This window comes from Siminovitchia thermophila (assembly GCF_016909185.1).
Taxonomy (GTDB): Bacteria; Bacillota; Bacilli; order Bacillales; family Bacillaceae_C; genus Siminovitchia; species Siminovitchia thermophila.
In genome coordinates this window covers 25358-41200 of sequence record NZ_JAFBFH010000033.1, presented here as the reverse complement: position 1 = coordinate 41200, position 15843 = coordinate 25358, and the positions used below count along the sequence as shown (strand labels likewise).

The 15843-nt window shown below is 42.4% G+C and carries 14 protein-coding genes; 3 read left to right on the top strand and 11 right to left on the bottom strand.

The window, feature by feature from the left end:
• Window positions 1-3 precede the first annotated feature (3 nt).
• Window positions 4-738, bottom strand: a complete 735-nt coding sequence (gene yycF / locus JOC94_RS18370) for a response regulator YycF (protein WP_205180057.1) — start codon at window positions 736-738, stop codon at window positions 4-6.
• Between the two features lie 701 nt (window positions 739-1439).
• A complete protein-coding gene (locus JOC94_RS18365; RefSeq protein ID WP_077112031.1) occupies window positions 1440-2726 on the bottom strand; it encodes an adenylosuccinate synthase in 1287 nt (428 codons plus the stop codon).
• Window positions 2727-3377: 651 nt separating this feature from the next.
• On the opposite strand from JOC94_RS18365, the gene JOC94_RS18360 reads away from it, so the two are divergent.
• Genes JOC94_RS18360 through JOC94_RS18350 form a run of 3 tightly spaced genes read left to right on the top strand, consistent with a single transcriptional unit; the run spans window position 3378 to window position 6761 of the window.
• Window positions 3378-4028, top strand: a complete 651-nt coding sequence (locus tag JOC94_RS18360; protein WP_077112032.1) for a GntR family transcriptional regulator — start codon at window positions 3378-3380, stop codon at window positions 4026-4028.
• Between the two features lie 14 nt (window positions 4029-4042).
• Complete coding sequence (locus JOC94_RS18355; protein ID WP_205180055.1) at window positions 4043-5362, top strand: MFS transporter; 1320 nt, start codon at window positions 4043-4045, stop codon at window positions 5360-5362.
• 1 nt (window position 5363) lies between these two features.
• Window positions 5364-6761 (top strand): amidase, encoded by a 1398-nt coding sequence (locus tag JOC94_RS18350; RefSeq protein WP_205180053.1) that lies wholly within the window; start codon window positions 5364-5366, stop codon window positions 6759-6761.
• 252 nt (window positions 6762-7013) lie between these two features.
• Here JOC94_RS18350 and dnaB read toward each other — a convergent pair whose 3' ends face one another.
• The 9 genes from dnaB to menE form a co-directional block, all read right to left on the bottom strand.
• A complete protein-coding gene (dnaB, locus tag JOC94_RS18345) occupies window positions 7014-8378 on the bottom strand; it encodes a replicative DNA helicase (RefSeq protein ID WP_077112035.1) in 1365 nt (454 codons plus the stop codon).
• Window positions 8379-8502: 124 nt separating this feature from the next.
• The gene (gene rplI / locus JOC94_RS18340) at window positions 8503-8952 is read right to left on the bottom strand and encodes a 50S ribosomal protein L9 (RefSeq protein ID WP_205180051.1); all 450 of its coding nucleotides are present in this window, start codon (window positions 8950-8952) and stop codon (window positions 8503-8505) included.
• The gene (locus tag JOC94_RS18335) at window positions 8949-10922 is read right to left on the bottom strand and encodes a DHH family phosphoesterase (RefSeq protein ID WP_077112037.1); all 1974 of its coding nucleotides are present in this window, start codon (window positions 10920-10922) and stop codon (window positions 8949-8951) included. Before JOC94_RS18335 ends, rplI begins: the two co-directional genes overlap by 4 nt.
• Before the next feature lie 25 nt (window positions 10923-10947).
• On the bottom strand, window positions 10948-11883 hold the full coding sequence (locus tag JOC94_RS18330) for a YybS family protein (protein WP_205180049.1): 936 nt from the start codon (window positions 11881-11883) through the stop codon (window positions 10948-10950).
• Between the two features lie 696 nt (window positions 11884-12579).
• Complete coding sequence (gene rpsR, locus JOC94_RS18325; RefSeq protein WP_077112039.1) at window positions 12580-12816, bottom strand: 30S ribosomal protein S18; 237 nt, start codon at window positions 12814-12816, stop codon at window positions 12580-12582.
• A 24-nt stretch (window positions 12817-12840) separates the two neighbouring features.
• Window positions 12841-13350 carry a single-stranded DNA-binding protein gene (ssb, locus tag JOC94_RS18320; RefSeq protein WP_077112040.1) on the bottom strand — a complete coding sequence of 170 codons (510 nt, stop codon included), beginning with the start codon at window positions 13348-13350 and terminating at the stop codon, window positions 12841-12843.
• 51 nt (window positions 13351-13401) lie between these two features.
• Window positions 13402-13692 (bottom strand): 30S ribosomal protein S6, encoded by a 291-nt coding sequence (rpsF, locus tag JOC94_RS18315; RefSeq protein ID WP_077112041.1) that lies wholly within the window; start codon window positions 13690-13692, stop codon window positions 13402-13404.
• A 143-nt stretch (window positions 13693-13835) separates the two neighbouring features.
• The gene (locus JOC94_RS18310) at window positions 13836-14180 is read right to left on the bottom strand and encodes a DUF378 domain-containing protein (protein WP_077112042.1); all 345 of its coding nucleotides are present in this window, start codon (window positions 14178-14180) and stop codon (window positions 13836-13838) included.
• Window positions 14181-14277: 97 nt separating this feature from the next.
• Window positions 14278-15831, bottom strand: a complete 1554-nt coding sequence (gene menE, locus JOC94_RS18305; RefSeq protein ID WP_205180047.1) for an o-succinylbenzoate--CoA ligase — start codon at window positions 15829-15831, stop codon at window positions 14278-14280.
• Between the last annotated feature and the right edge of the window lie 12 nt (window positions 15832-15843).

Genomic DNA, 15843 nt, shown 5'->3' with positions numbered 1-15843 from the left:
AGACTACTCCTGTTCAGGCACACGCAAATAATAGCCGACCCCTCTTCTGGTTACAATCCATGTTGGATGGCTTGGGTTGTCTTCAATTTTCTCGCGAAGACGCCGCACAGTAACGTCCACAGTCCGCACGTCTCCGAAGTAATCATATCCCCATACCGTTTGGAGCAAATGCTCGCGGGTCATGACTTGACCACTATGTTTGGCCAGATAATGAAGGAGTTCAAACTCGCGATGTGTCAGTTCAATTGTTTCACCATTTTTGGAAACAACGTAAGCATTGGGATGAATCGTAAGTGCACCAATATTAATTTCATCGTTCTCATCCTCCGCCGATTGCTCGGCGATTTGCGAGTGGCGGCGCAAGTTTGCCTTCACGCGTGCGATCAGTTCCCTTGTGCTGAATGGTTTTGTGACATAATCGTCCGCACCCAATTCCAATCCTAGCACTTTATCAATTTCCGAATCTTTTGCCGTCAGCATAATAATAGGCATGTCGTATTTTTTACGCACTTCGCGGCATACTTCCATGCCATCCCGGTTCGGAAGCATAATGTCCAATAGAATCATATCCGGTTGCATTTCTTCCACAAGCTTTAATGCCTCATCGCCATCATAGGCGCATTGCACAGAAAATCCCTCTTTTTTCAGGTTAAACTGGAGAATATCAGCAATTGGCTTCTCGTCATCAACTACCAGGATTTTCTTATCCACGGCCCCATCTCCTCTTTCATCATTCATTCTATATTTTAGTAAATTATATTTTTCCTCTTAATCTCTCTATTTTAGCACAAATAAAGGACCCGTTCCAAAAGCGCCCGAATCCTTTTTATACCAGTCACCCTGCTATTGATACAAAAACTTTGTTCATAAAAAGTAAAAAAAGCACTACGAGAGCCATCGTCGTCGCAATGCTTTTTAAAATAAAAGTTAGTGATAATATTAACATATGAAATGCGGATCAGCAAGATATTTCGACAAATTCTTTTAGGCTGTCTCTTTCATGTCACTATTTTCATGTTGTTTTTAATCTATGCCTGTTCCCTTTGTTTTATGAACACTTCTTGTGATAGATGATTTTTTACTGTCTCTTTTCCCGCCTTATAATATTCTATTATCGCAGGAAACTCTCGCGCGTATCTCTTGTATCTTTGCGGCTATAAAGGGCTGGCCACATTGTCCCCACGCTGGAAGTTTCCTACCATGTTTTTTGTGCACGAAAGGATGTGAACCGTTTTCGGTTCCTATTCCCGGATTCACTTTATACGAAACTCACGCACATCCAGTTCCAAACGTATTCAGCCCTATTCCCGGATTCATTTTTTATCAATCTCACGCATCCAGTCCAGTTCCATGTAGCGGTGAAAAGTCCTCATGCCTAAAAAGAGGCTGAACAGCAGTGATGTCGATCACGATGTTCAACCTCTTTTTCAAATTTCACTTTATCTCCAAACACTTCTTATGACATTTGTTTGCGAGCGATCAGGCCCCACGGAGAAAATGGAAAGTGTGACGCCGGTTAATTGCGAAACGCGCTCCAGGTAATGGCGTGCGTTGGCAGGAAGCTCATCGAGTGTTTTGCAGCCGGTGATGTCTTCTGTCCAGCCAGGCAATTCTTCGTAAACAGGCTTGCACTCTTTCAAGATGTTCAAGTTAGCAGGGTATTCTGTAATCATTGTGCCTTTATAATCATACGCCGTGCAAATTTTCAATGTTTGAATACCCGTCAATACGTCAATGGAATTCAACGACAGGTCTGTAAGGCCGCTGACACGGCGGGCATGCCTGACCACAACGCTGTCAAACCAGCCAACACGGCGCGGGCGTCCGGTCGTCGTTCCGTACTCACGGCCGACCTCGCGGATTTGATCGCCAATCTCATCTTTCAATTCAGTCGGAAACGGGCCATCTCCCACTCTTGACGTATACGCCTTACATACACCGACAACATGGTCAATTTTCGTCGGCCCCACGCCGGAACCGATCGTCACACCGCCTGCGACCGGGTTGGATGAGGTTACAAATGGATATGTTCCCTGGTCAATATCAAGCATGACCCCTTGCGCTCCCTCAAAGAGGACACGCTTGCCTTCATCCAATGCATCATTCAGCACAACAGATGTATCACACACATACTCCTTGAACTGTTGTCCGTACTCATAATATTCATCCAAAATATCTTCCAGTTTAAAACCGTCTGTTTCATAAAAACGCTCAAGAAGCCGGTTTTTCTCTTCCAGGTTGCGCGTCAGTTTTTCTTCGAACACTTCCCTGTCCAGCAGATCGGCAATCCGAATGCCGACACGTGCCGCTTTGTCCATATACGCGGGACCGATTCCTTTTTTTGTCGTACCGATTTTGTTAGCGCCCTTACGTTCTTCTTCCACTTCGTCAATTTTCAGATGATAAGGCAAAATAACGTGAGCCCTGTTGCTAATTCTTAAATTATCCGTTGAAACAGCATGGCCATGCAAATATTCCAGCTCTTTTACAAGCGCTTTCGGATCAACCACCATGCCGTTTCCAATTACACTGATTTTATCTTTATAAAAAATTCCCGACGGAATTAAATGCAGTTTATATGTAACGTTGTTAAATTGAATTGTGTGGCCTGCATTGTTGCCTCCTTGATAACGGGCAATCACTTCTGCATTTTCTGATAAAAAGTCCGTAATTTTCCCTTTTCCTTCATCTCCCCATTGCGTTCCGACAACCACTACTGATGACATGCAAAAAGCACCTCCGCTGGCTCAAAAATGAACCCTAATATGAATTAATTATATTTTATCAATGGGCCTTGCCTAGAGTCAAGCCAAAAGGCGAACATTAACAATTGAACTATCATAATTTGTTCGTCTTTAAAGCAAGGTTCTCCCTCATTTATTATAACCTACTTGGTAAAGGTTTTAACAGTATTCTTCACTTGCTCCCTTTCCCAAAAAGAAGAGGCGGGCCAAGTCATATAGCGAATAAGACCAAAAAGCGCTAAACGCCATCTCTGCCCTGTTTCTTGATACTGCAGGGTCTTTTACGGCACATCAACCTCCTTATATACGCAGTTGGTAAGTCTTTTCCTAAGTGTTTGTAACACGAATTTTTCATAAACTGATAAGTGCCGATTCCAGTTCATCATACTCATTCTCCGAACAGTTTTTCTATTAGCCACACTGTCTTCTTGATATGTAATTCACATCCATCCATGCTCCTCTGCCTTCCCGAATCATCTATTCTAGTCGGAAAAGTGGCCCTCAAATGTCTGCTTATGCTCCAACATAAAAAATTCATTCGCCATTAAATACTGAATGTTCTGTATCATATATTATATATTTACAAATTACTTTTACTGCTTTAAGATTAATTTTCAATAGGAGGTACAAAAGATGGAAATGTCTTTTATAAACCCAAAGTCGTTAAAAGCACAATCCTATCACGTCATTAAAGAGGCAATCATCAAGGGGGTTTTAACCGATCATGAAGTACTAACTGAAAATAAAGCCAAGGAGTTATTTGGTATAAGCAGAACACCATTTAGAGAGGCCATCCAAAGATTAGAAGCGGAAGAATGGCTCATATCAATTCCTTATAAAGGCACTTATGTAAGCCCTTTAACGATGAAGGATGTAGATGATATTTTAGAAGTGAGGTTAATATTTGAAACCGCAATGGCAAAAAAAGTGGCAGAAACGATTACTAGTGAACAAATTGAACAACTTCAAAACATCATCAATAAAATGGAATCGGTCTCAACGAAACAATCCGACTACGAGTTTACTTTAATAGATCAAGAATTTCATAAAACCATCAACCATTTTGGCAATAATAAAAAGATGGTCTCCATAAGTGATCAAGTGTATGACTTGATGCGCAGAATCGCGATGAAAGTTTTAAAAAGTCCGATCAGACGAACAGAAGTGATTGATGAACATTTGAAAGTGTTAGAAGGATTACAAACGAATCATGTGGAAAAAACTTTGGCTCACCATTATGATCGGGTGAGATTTGAAGCGCAAAAATACTTTTCAACTTTATAAAGGATGGATGTTACATGAAGCATAATTACCGCTATCAAATTATGTTAATGATGGTTTTGATGGTGATCATCAACTATATCGATAGAGGAGCCATTTCATACGCACAAAAAGATATTATTGGCGAGTATGGATTTGACCCTATTTCATGGGGAGCCGTACTAGGATATTTTGGATTCGGATATTTATTCGGTTCTCTCTTCGGAGGAATTCTCGCGGATAAGAAAGGACCCAAATTTGTTTGGATTTTTATCGGAATTGGCTGGTCCTTGTTTGTCATCGCCACTGCATTTGCCGGAGATATTGGTATGGCCCTGTTTGGCGGCTCTGCTCTAACCGGATTTGCCATCATTCGTATCTTATTTGGATTTGCCGAAGGGCCGACGTTTTCAACCATTAATAAAACAAATGCGAACTGGGCAACACCCAGAGAACGTGGATTTGCTGTATCCTTGGGGTTATTAGGAACTCCGCTCGGGGCATTGTTAACAGCGCCTGCCGCAGTTGGGCTATTATCTGTCACAAGCTGGAAAATGATGTTTATTATTTTGGGCAGCCTGGGAATTGTATGGGTTTTCATATGGGCAAAAATGTTTACGGATTTACCCGAGCAAAACCCGAATGTATCAAAGGAAGAGTTGGAAAAAATCCGCTCTGTAAAAGATTTATTGCCAAATGAAAAAGTCGTTAGTAAGCATGATGATTCAATTAAATGGTATCATTTCTTTAAAAATCCGACACTCGTTTTTAATGCTTTAGGCTATTTTGCTTTCCAATATATTAACTTTTTATTGCTTACTTGGACTCCGAAATACTTACAAGATCAATTTGGCTTTCAGTTATCATCTCTTTGGTATTTGGGAATGATTCCTTGGATTGGAGCCTGTTTTACCGTATTGCTTGGCGGAAAAATTTCCGACTACTTGCGTCTCAAAACAGGAAGTCTGCGAATCGCGAGGTCTGGACTGGCCGTTGTTTCATTGTTATTGACAGCTATATGTTTCATGTTGATCCCTACCGCAAACACCATTGTCGGTGTTATGGTCTTGATGTGTATCGGGAATGCGTTTAATTCACTTCCAAATTCTGTTTATTGGTCGGTTATTATTGATACGGAACCGAGCCGAGCAGGTACATTTGGCGGCATTACACACTTTATTACCAATACAGCTACCATTATAGCCCCGATATTAACCGGGTTTTTAGTTGTCAGTTTTGGTTACACTTCGATGTTTGTGGCAGCTGCGATCGCATCCGGCGCAGGAATGATTGCAATGCTCTTTGTGAAACCTGGTCAACGGCAAGTAACGAATACATTAAGTAAGGCGGAAGCGTAATATGGATATTTTATCAATTTCAAAATTAATGAAAAAGAAAGAATTATCACCTGTTGAATTGGTAAAAGAAACTTTGCATAAAATTGCGATAGAAAATCCAAAATGCAATGCCTTTATTACGGTTGCAGAAGAAGAATCTTTACAAACCGCCAAAAAACTCGAACAGGAGTTATTGTCCGGCAAAATAAGAAGCCCGCTTCACGGCATCCCTATTGCCATAAAAGATTTAATTTTTACAAAAGGGATTCGGACAACAATGGGTTCGAAACTATATGAACAATTTATCCCCGACACGGATGCAACGGTTGTCCAAAAATTAAAAGATGCCGGTGCGGTAATAATAGGAAAAACGAATACACATGAATTTGCTTATGGACCAATCGGTGACCGATCCTATTTTGGGCCGTGCCGCAATCCGCATCATTTAGATAAAATTACCGGCGGATCGAGCAGTGGCTCAGGCGCCGCTGTTGCCTCCGGCATGGTCACTGGCGCTTTAGGAACCGATACAGGCGGATCTATCCGGATTCCATCCTCGGCGTGCGGAATTGTCGGGATGAAGCCGACCTTTGGGCTGGTGAGCAAAAAAGGATCATTTCCTCTGGCTTATACTCTTGATCATATTGGACCGATGACCAAGAATATAAAGGATAACGCGTTATTGCTAAACGTTATAGCCGGATATGATTCAGAGGATCCGTACTCTTTGAAAATGGAAAAAAAGGACTACTCCTCTTTGATTGGCCAAGATGTAAAAGGAAAAACGTTAGGTATTCCCTCTTATTATTTTGATTTCATCGCCGAAGAAGTGCACGCAGAGGTCATTCATTGCATCCATATGTATGAAGAACTCGGTGTCATCATTAAGAAAGTGGATATTCCTATTTTGGATAAAATCGCAATAGCGCAAAGTATAACGATTCAATCAGAAGCTGCGGCGGTACATGAAGATACTATCCAAAACCACAAAGGCGATGTAGACGATGAGGTATTTGAAAGATTAGTCGCAAGTCAAGCTATTAAAGGCTATGAATATGTGCAATCACAAGTCGAAAGAAGCCAGTTAATTGCCGAATATAATCAGGTCTTTGATGACGTCGATGTATTGCTCACTCCGACACTCCCTATTCTACCAACTAATATTGGCCAGCGGGAAGTACAAATTCAAGGCCAAACGGAAGCTGTTCGCCATGCATTGTTAAGATTGACATCGCCAACAAACTATACAGGCAATCCGTCTTTGTCGCTTCCTTGCGGCTTATCCATGCATAACCTGCCAATTGGCGTTCAATTCATTGCAAAACATGGTGATGAAGCTGAATTATATCAGTTTGGCTATGCTTTGGAACAAAGCGGATTGTATCAAGACAGATTTCAAGATGCTTTTCCACAAAAATAAATGGGGAGCTGTCTAAAAAGTCCATTTTAGAATACATGAACTAACATTTAAAACCCAAGAATGTTGATTTTACAGTATTCTTGGGTTGGTTTTTTAAACTTTCAAGCTGAAATATTACTTTCCGGACAGCACCTCTGGTTATTTTATTAGAAATTCGCTTTTTAAACATAAAGGACAGCCATGAAAGTGACGAGGCTATATTGGCGTCAAAAGGCACAAATAAAAGCACTCCGAATACGAAGTGCTCAATCGCTATGCGCCAGGCGGCGCGGCGGAATCGTCAAACCTTCTCTCTAAATTGACGAATTTATTATATTCTTTGACAAAGGCAAGCTGGACGGTCCCGGTCGGGCCGTTCCTCTGTTTCGCTATAATGATTTCAATGATATTTTTGTTTTCTGATTCCTGATCATAATAATCTTCGCGGAACAGGAATGCCACAATATCAGCATCCTGCTCGATACTTCCCGACTCCCTGATGTCAGACATGATCGGGCGCTTGTCCTGACGCTGTTCCACACCACGGGACAACTGGGATAAGGCAATGACGGGAACTTCCAATTCACGGGCCAATGCCTTTAATGAACGGGAAATCTCCGATACTTCCTGCTGCCGGTTTTCTTTAGCACGTCCGCTGCCCTGAATAAGCTGCAAATAATCAATCAAGATCATCCCAAGACCGTGTTCCTGTTTCAGCCTGCGGCATTTGGAACGGATTTCACTAATACGGATTCCAGGGGTATCGTCAATATAGATACCGGAATTGGACAAGCTCCCCATTGCCATCGTCAACTTACGCCAATCCTCATCTGTCAGTGCCCCTGTTCTTAAATTTTGGGCATCGATATTGCCTTCGGCACAAAGCATACGCATGACGAGCTGCTCTGCCCCCATCTCCAGGCTAAAGATCGCGACATTTTCATCGGTTTTTGTTCCAACGTTCTGCGCGATATTCAATGCAAAAGCCGTTTTACCGACTGATGGACGGGCGGCAACAATGATCAGATCATTTCGCTGGAAGCCTGCGGTCATCCTGTCCAGTTCAGAGAATCCCGTAGGAATCCCGGTAATTTCCCCTTTACGGTTGTGAAGCATTTCAATATTGTCATATGTTCGGACGAGAATATCTTTTATGTTTTGAAAAGCGCTGGCGTTCTTCCGCTGGGCTACTTCCATAATGCTTTTTTCGGCTTCATCGAGCAGTTCTTCCACTTCGTCTTCCCGTGTGTAGCCGTTCGTGGCAATGTCAGTGGCCGTACGGATTAAACGGCGCAGGAGCGCTTTTTCTTCCACGATCCGGGCATAATAACCAATATTAGCGGCTGTGGGCACCGATATGGAGAGTTCACTTAAATAAGAAACTCCTCCTACATCTTCCAGCAGTTTGGATGCCGCCAATTTTTCGGTTACCGTGACAAGATCCACCGCTTTTCCCGATTCGTTTAATTCAATCATCACTTCAAAAATTTTCTGGTGGGCGCTCCGGTAAAAATCTTCGGGCACAAGGATTTCCGATGCTAATACGATCGCTGAAGGCTCAAGAAAAACAGCACCGATCACTGCCTGTTCCGCTTCAATATTTTGCGGTGGCGTACGGTCTATTAATAAATCATTCACTGTTCAATCCCCCTCCCTGCTCCCGCATAAAACATGCCATAGAAAAAATGTGACCGGTATCCGGATCACATTTTAAATACTTATTCCATTTTACCATGAAATGATATGGAGACATATATGAATTTCAGTTTTGCTCTTTTACATGTACATTGAGTGTTGCCGTTACTTCAGGATGGACTTTGACCGGTACTTTCGTCACTCCAAGTGAACGGATCGGCTGGTCAAGTTCAATTTTTCTTCGATCGACCTTAACATTATGCGTTTTTTTCAATTCATCAGCAATCTGTTTATTCGTAATCGATCCGAACAGTCTTCCGCCTTCTCCCGACTTTGCTGTGATTTCCACGGAGATTTTTTCAAGTTTTTCCTTTAATTGTCTAGATTCTTCCAACAGCTCTTTTTCTCTCTGTTTTTCTTTTTTCTGCTGGTTTTCAAGCGCCTTTAAATTTCCGGGAGTTGCTTCGATTGCCAAGCCTTGTTTAAATAAAAAGTTTTGTGCATAGCCGACAGCAACATCTTTGATTTCCCCTTTTTTTCCTCTTCCCTTGACATCTTTTAAAAAAATGACTTTCATGAAGATTGACCTCCCTCGAAATATTCATCCAACACTTGCCTTAATTGCAACTCGGCTTCCAAAACGGATACATCCGTCAGTTGGACAGCTGCGTTCGACAAGTGGCCTCCTCCGCCCAACATTTCCATAACGATTTGAACATTTACTTCACCGAGTGAACGGGCGCTGATGCCGACAGTGTTTTCATCTCTCTTTGAAATAACGAATGAGGCATTTACACCTTCCATCGTCAGCAGCGTATCCGCTGTTTGGGCAATCATGATCGGATTATAAATCACATCATCCGCACCCGTCGCAATCGCAATCCCATCACCGTAAAATTCCATTGTTTCTATCAATTTCGCCCGCTTTACATACGATTCCACATCTTCTTTCAGAAACTTTTGCACAAGAACCGTGTCCGCCCCGCGTGACCTTAAATAAGAAGCCGCATCAAATGTTCGGGAACCTGTCCTAAGCGTAAAACTTTTAGTATCTACAATAATGCCAGAAAGAAGAGCGGTTGCCTCAAGTCGATGCAGTTTTTTTCCTTTGGGCTGGTATTCCAACAGTTCTGTAACAAGCTCTGAGGTGGATGAAGCATACGGCTCCATATAGACAAGCAACGGCTTATTGATAAAATCTTCACTTCGTCGATGGTGATCGATGACAACGATCCGATCCGTTTTACCTAACAGTTTTTCTTCAATAACGAGAGATGGCTTATGTGTGTCCACAACAACGAGCAATGTATCTTCCGTCGCAATTTCCAAGGCATCTTCCGGTGTAATGAGCCTTGTATAAATATCGGGTTCATTTTTTAATTCCTCAATCAGCCTTCTGACACTCTGGTCTATTTCGTCAAAATCGATCACAATATAGCCTTCCCGATGATTCATATGGGCGGCTTTTCTAATACCGATTGCCGCACCGATAGCGTCCATATCGGGATATTTATGCCCCATGACAATGACCTTGTCGCTTTCTGTAATCAAATCCTTCAAGGCATGGGAAATGACCCGTGCGCGAACCCGCGTTCTTTTTTCCATCGGATTGGTCTTCCCGCCATAAAATTTCAATTTCCCGTTCGGCAATTTCATGGCAACCTGGTCGCCTCCGCGTCCAAGCGCGAGATCCAGGCTTGATTGCGATAAAGCGCCGAGTTCAGGAAAGGATGATACCCCCAGCCCAACACCGATACTGAGCGTTAAAGGCACATGTTGCTTTGCTGTCGTTTCCCTCACGGTATCTAAAATAGAAAACTTTTCCTGCTCCAATTGCTTGAGAATTTTTTCATTTAATAAAATAATAAACCGGTCGGATGATGTTCTTTTCAGGAAGATGTCCCGCTCTATGGCCCAATTATTTAAAAGCGCCGTAACGGTGCTGTTCAGTTCACTTTTCGTTTGGTCATTCATTCCTTGTGTAGCGTCATCGTAATTATCAATTAAAATGGTCGCGATAACCTGACGTTCTTCTTGATACCGTTTGGCCGTATCTATTTCTTCTGTCACATCAAAAAAATAAAGAAGGCGTTCTTCATTTTTTACTTGGACACGGTATTTCCGCTCATTTAATGTGACAATATCCGTCGCTCGTTCTTCCTTTACGAGTTTAACAAGCGCTTCCGAGATATCATATAAAGTCTTTCCCACAAGTGTATTTTCGCTTAAACAGGAAGCCATATAAGAGTTTGTCCATTCAATATCATAATCATCATTGATCAGCATGATCCCGATCGGCATTTCCAACAGCGCTTCTTCTCCCACCTTTTTAACGCGATGGGAGATCGTCGAGATGTATTGTTCTGTTTCGCGCAGCCTCTCATTTTCCGCTTGTATTGTAAAGAAAATGAAAATCCCGAGCAAGAGAGCACCAAATGCACCCGCCCACCAGTATTGGAAACTGATGATGATCAGAAGAACGACGTTAAGAGCGACTATTCCAAAGATCGGATAACGGTTCTTCCCTTGCTTTTTATATGGAGGCATCCTTTCAGCTCCCTTAATCCTAAATTTACTTCTTAGCCAACCGCTCTCTTAAATCAAAACCTAAGTCAATTATACCCAATAACTTGACGATTGAAAAAAAGATCGGCCATAAAAAGGTCATGACCGTAGCCATGATTGGAATGGCTTTAGGCCAGCTTTTCAAATAACTGTAATAAAAGATAAAAGCCAATCCCTGGATAAACAGAATCATTTGCAAAATATAAGTCGCATTCATGACGACCATATATAAATATGTACCCTCTTCCAAGTCAGCTACAAGTGAAATAATGATGGTAATTAAATAATACCATAAAATACTTCTCGGAAATTTTAAAGTACGGAATGGAGAGAATTGCGGAACATTCACGCCGACTCTTTTCAATATCGGAAAGTTCACAGCCATCAACAGTATGACTGTCAGAAAAGAAACCCCGATCAGCAAGCTTGGCGCCAATGCTTTCAGTAACTTGATCATTTCTTCTATTTGCTGTGTAACTTGCTCATTGGGCACTTGCCCCAATGATTTCATAAGTTCGGCATAACTTTCGCCCGAAGATCGAAAGCTCTTTATCAATTCATCCATAAGGTTGATTTCTAATAGTATAACGGCCGCGATGTAAAAGAGAACAATATTTCCTAAAAACACCATACTTGATGCCATATATGAAATCAGTTTGCTCTTTCCGCTTCTAATACAATACCCCATCACCAACCCTGTCGTTCCGTACAAGATGGCAATCGGAACAAACATGATATTGATAATAGCTGACATCGCAATAGCACCGATCAGTAAAAGAAACGCATGTTTCAGCGGGTGCTTTGCACTGTATAAAAGAAATGGAAGAATCAAAAATAAACTAGTGATAAACGCAATGACCGGGACATAAACGGAAAGGAACATCAACACAGCAAACACAGCGAGCATGAGGGCCCCTTCCGTGAGCATTCGGGTATCTTTCACTATTTCACCTCATCACAAACATATATACCTTTTCATTTTAACGATTGTTGACTATTCATTCAACTGATGGCTATAAAGTAAAACTTCTTATCAGTAAAGATGATCTTACTGATAAGAAGCAGAACAAAGACTAAGATCGAAAGCATCTTATTGGAAAGCTCAAGACGACACTTACGCTTTTTCACTTACGATGACGATATTGTCGAATCTCACCTTGGCACCACTGCGCTTGCACCCGCACATCCGGTGTGTCGAAACATCTTGGCGATCAAACCGCGCGCGCTAGGGCGCTGCCGAAGGTTTTTACTTGTCTTGTCGACCCGAAAAAATCGAGCTTTACTGGAAATCTAACTCAACATCTTACCCCTTTGACTTACTTTCAGCTTTGTTGGGAGGCCTACTGCCCGTTAAAGCGGAAAGTGAAGCTCCAATCTCCAGCAACCTTTTTCGCCGATTGTGGTTAAAACCCATTTATCTGGAAGTTCATCCTCTATTTCATTCCCGTTTTCCTGCCATCTTTTAAAATGAGAGGCACTGCCAGAAAGTGAAGCTCCAATCTCTGGAAACCTTTTTCGCCGATTGTTGGTTAAGCCAATCGGCTTTTATCTGCCAATCGCCCCATTTACGATGCTCGTTCAGCCCGTAAAGCGGGACAAAAAAACAGCAAGAGTCTACCCCTTACTGTTTCGAAAACCATTATTCACCTGAAACAAACGGAAGAAGCGCCATTTGACGTGCACGTTTAATAGCCACTGTCAATTTTCTTTGATACTTGGCGCTCGTTCCAGTTACACGGCGCGGAAGAATTTTGCCACGTTCAGAAATAAACTTCTTAAGCAAGTCTATATCTTTATAGTCAATGTGTGTAATTCCGTTCGAAGTAAAGAAACACACTTTCCGGCGTTTGCGTCCGCCTCTGCGTCCACCTGCCATTTGCATAACCTCCTTTTATGATGATTAGAATGGTAGATCGTCATCAGAAATGTCGATCGGTTGTCCATCGTTAGAGAACGGGTCTTCATCTGTCCGAGTATATCCTTGGCTTCCCTGTTGTTCCTGTTGCCCATAAGAATAACCTTGGCTTTTTTGGGTTCCACCACCAAATTGGCTTCCTCCAAAATCTCCACCTCGGTCTTGTTGGGTTGCACTTCTAGGTTCCAGAAACTGGACACTGTCCGCAACAACTTCGGTCACATACACGCGTTTTCCGTCCTGCCCTTCATAACTGCGCGACTGAATCCGGCCATCAACACCAGCCAAACTTCCTTTTTTTAAGTAGTTGGCGACATTTTCTGCTGGACGACGCCATATGACACAATTAATAAAGTCCGCTTCGCGTTCCCCTTGCTGATTCGTAAATGTTCGGTTTACAGCCAATGTAAAATTGGCGACCGGCACCCCGCTTGGGGTATACCGCAATTCCGGATCCCTCGTTAATCTGCCTACCAATACAACTCGGTTCATCATCAGAATCAACCCCTTCCCGTGTACTTCTTAAAATTGTTTCACGTGAAACATTTATTTTTCTTCTTCTTTAATGACAATGTGACGGATGATATCATCATTGATTTTTGCAAGCCGATCGAATTCCTGAACTGCTTCAGGACTTGCATTTGTGTGGATTAGACGGTAAAAACCATCGCGGAAATCCTCGATTTCATATGCAAGACGTCGTTTGCCCCAATCTTTTGATTCGATGATCTCTGCACCATGAGAAGTTAATACTTGATCAAAACGCTCGATGAGCGATTGTTTTGCTTCCTCCTCGATGTTTGGACGAATGATGTACATGATTTCGTACTTTCTCATCTTTTACACCTCCTTGTGGTCTATGCGGCCCCTAAAGGGGCAAGGAGCAATTTTCATTACTCACAAGGAAAAATTATATCATAAAGTCCAGAGAATAACAATTCATAAAAAAGTAAGAGCCATGCTGCTGCATGGCCTTTACATCATTCTTTATCTTTTTCGTAAGTTTCTTGTGAAGGGTTATACAATTTATCAAGATCTGGTTCTTCAGCAAACTCTGTTCCATAGTTCGGTTGGTTCGTTGTGTTTGTCCTTGCTTGCTGATCCACTTCCCGATCCCGAGCAACCTCCTCGGTATCACCATCAAAGAAGTAAGACAAACAAATGAGGCCGCTTAATCCAACTAATGTGTAAACAAGTCTTGACAGGCCGGCAGTTTGTCCGCCAAAGATGGCCGCAACGAGGTCAAATCTAAATAATCCGATCAATCCCCAGTTAATTGCGCCAATAATGACTAACGCCAAAGCAATTCTCCGAAGTGTTGTCACGCAGTGCACCCCCTTTTTCTCAAAGGCCAAACCAATAACAAATGCCATTGGTTCTGTTCTATTTTTTGAAGAAAAAGGGTATTTATGACTGGAAAAACTAACCGTTTATTTTGTTTTTTTCCCTCAATAGATATTTTTGCAGTTTGCCGCTTGCATTTCTTGGCAGCTTATCAACAAATTCATATCGTCGCGGACGCTTATAACGCGCCAATCGGCCTTGTTCCGTACAAAAGCGGTCGAGTTCTTCCGCTGTCAACAATTCATCTTTACTCACGATAAAGGCAACGACACGTTCTCCCCACATTTCATCCGGCTCTCCGACAACTGCTGCATCCAATACTTTCGGGTGCTCAAATAAAACATCTTCCACCTCTCGTGAATAAATGTTTTCTCCTCCTGAAATAATCATATCTTTTACCCGGTCACTCACCCAAAGATACCCTTCGCTGTCAACATACCCGATGTCTCCTGAATGGTACCATCCTTTGTAAAAAACTGCTGTCGTCGCTTCGGGCTGTTTATAATATCCCAACATCGTGCTTGGGCCTCGAACAATGATTTCTCCAAGTTCACCTGCTCCACATATGTCTTCAGGATCAGATGGACCGTCTTCCCTTGTTTTGACGATACGCACGTCATGCTGGATTAGCGGCTTTCCGGATGAACCCGATTTGATTAGTTGTTCATCTTCATACAATACAGTAATAGCAGGGCCCATTTCCGTCATGCCATATGCTTGATATAAGTCAATGTTTAACATTTGATTGACTTCTTTTACAAGCACCGGGGCCATCGGCGCCCCTCCGTATAGACCGGCACGGAGCGAAGAAAAGTCGGCTTGTGATAAATCTTCCCTCAACATCATATACCACATGGTGGGGGCGGCAAAAAAGAAACTGATTTTTTCTTCCTTAATTGTTTTGATCAATTCCTTCGGATCGAAATGATGCATAATGATATTTGATCCGCCCATCAGGATGCGCGGTAAAAAAGCAGAATGCAGTTCTGCACAGTGAAACATTGGCGCGACACTCAAGCCTCTTTCATTTTTCGTAATGCGCATGACTGCCGACATAATGGTGCTTTGATCAATCATACTTCGGTGAGAATGCATCACCCCTTTTGGCATTCCAGTTGTTCCGGATGTGTACATGATCGCATAAAGATCATCTTCATGCAGTTTACATTCAGGTCTTTTAGAAGACATGCCGCTTACCTGCTCTTCATAGCTTTTGGCAAAAGGCTCATGACATTCATCTATTGACCAAAATTCCATGTCCCGAAACGATTGTGCAGCCATTTTTACCGCACTGGCCGTTGCGTTTTCAAATAAAACAAGCTTTGGGCTGGCATCTCGTAAAATAAACGCAACTTCTTTTCCAGTTAACCGAAAATTGACCGGATTAAAGACAGCTCCAATTTTCATACAGGCAAATAATGTTGTTGCCAATTCGGCCGTATTAAACAAAACCGTGGAAACACGGTCTCCTTTTTGCACCCCTGACTGTTTAAAAGCATTGGCAAGCTTGTTGACGTCCTCGTCCCATTCTTGGTACGTCCATCTTTTGCCGAGCCTTCGATCGACCAAACCTTCTTTACTTGGAAATTTGGCAACAGTTTGTTCGAAAATATCCCTAAGTGTCGGCCCCAATTCTTTTCACTC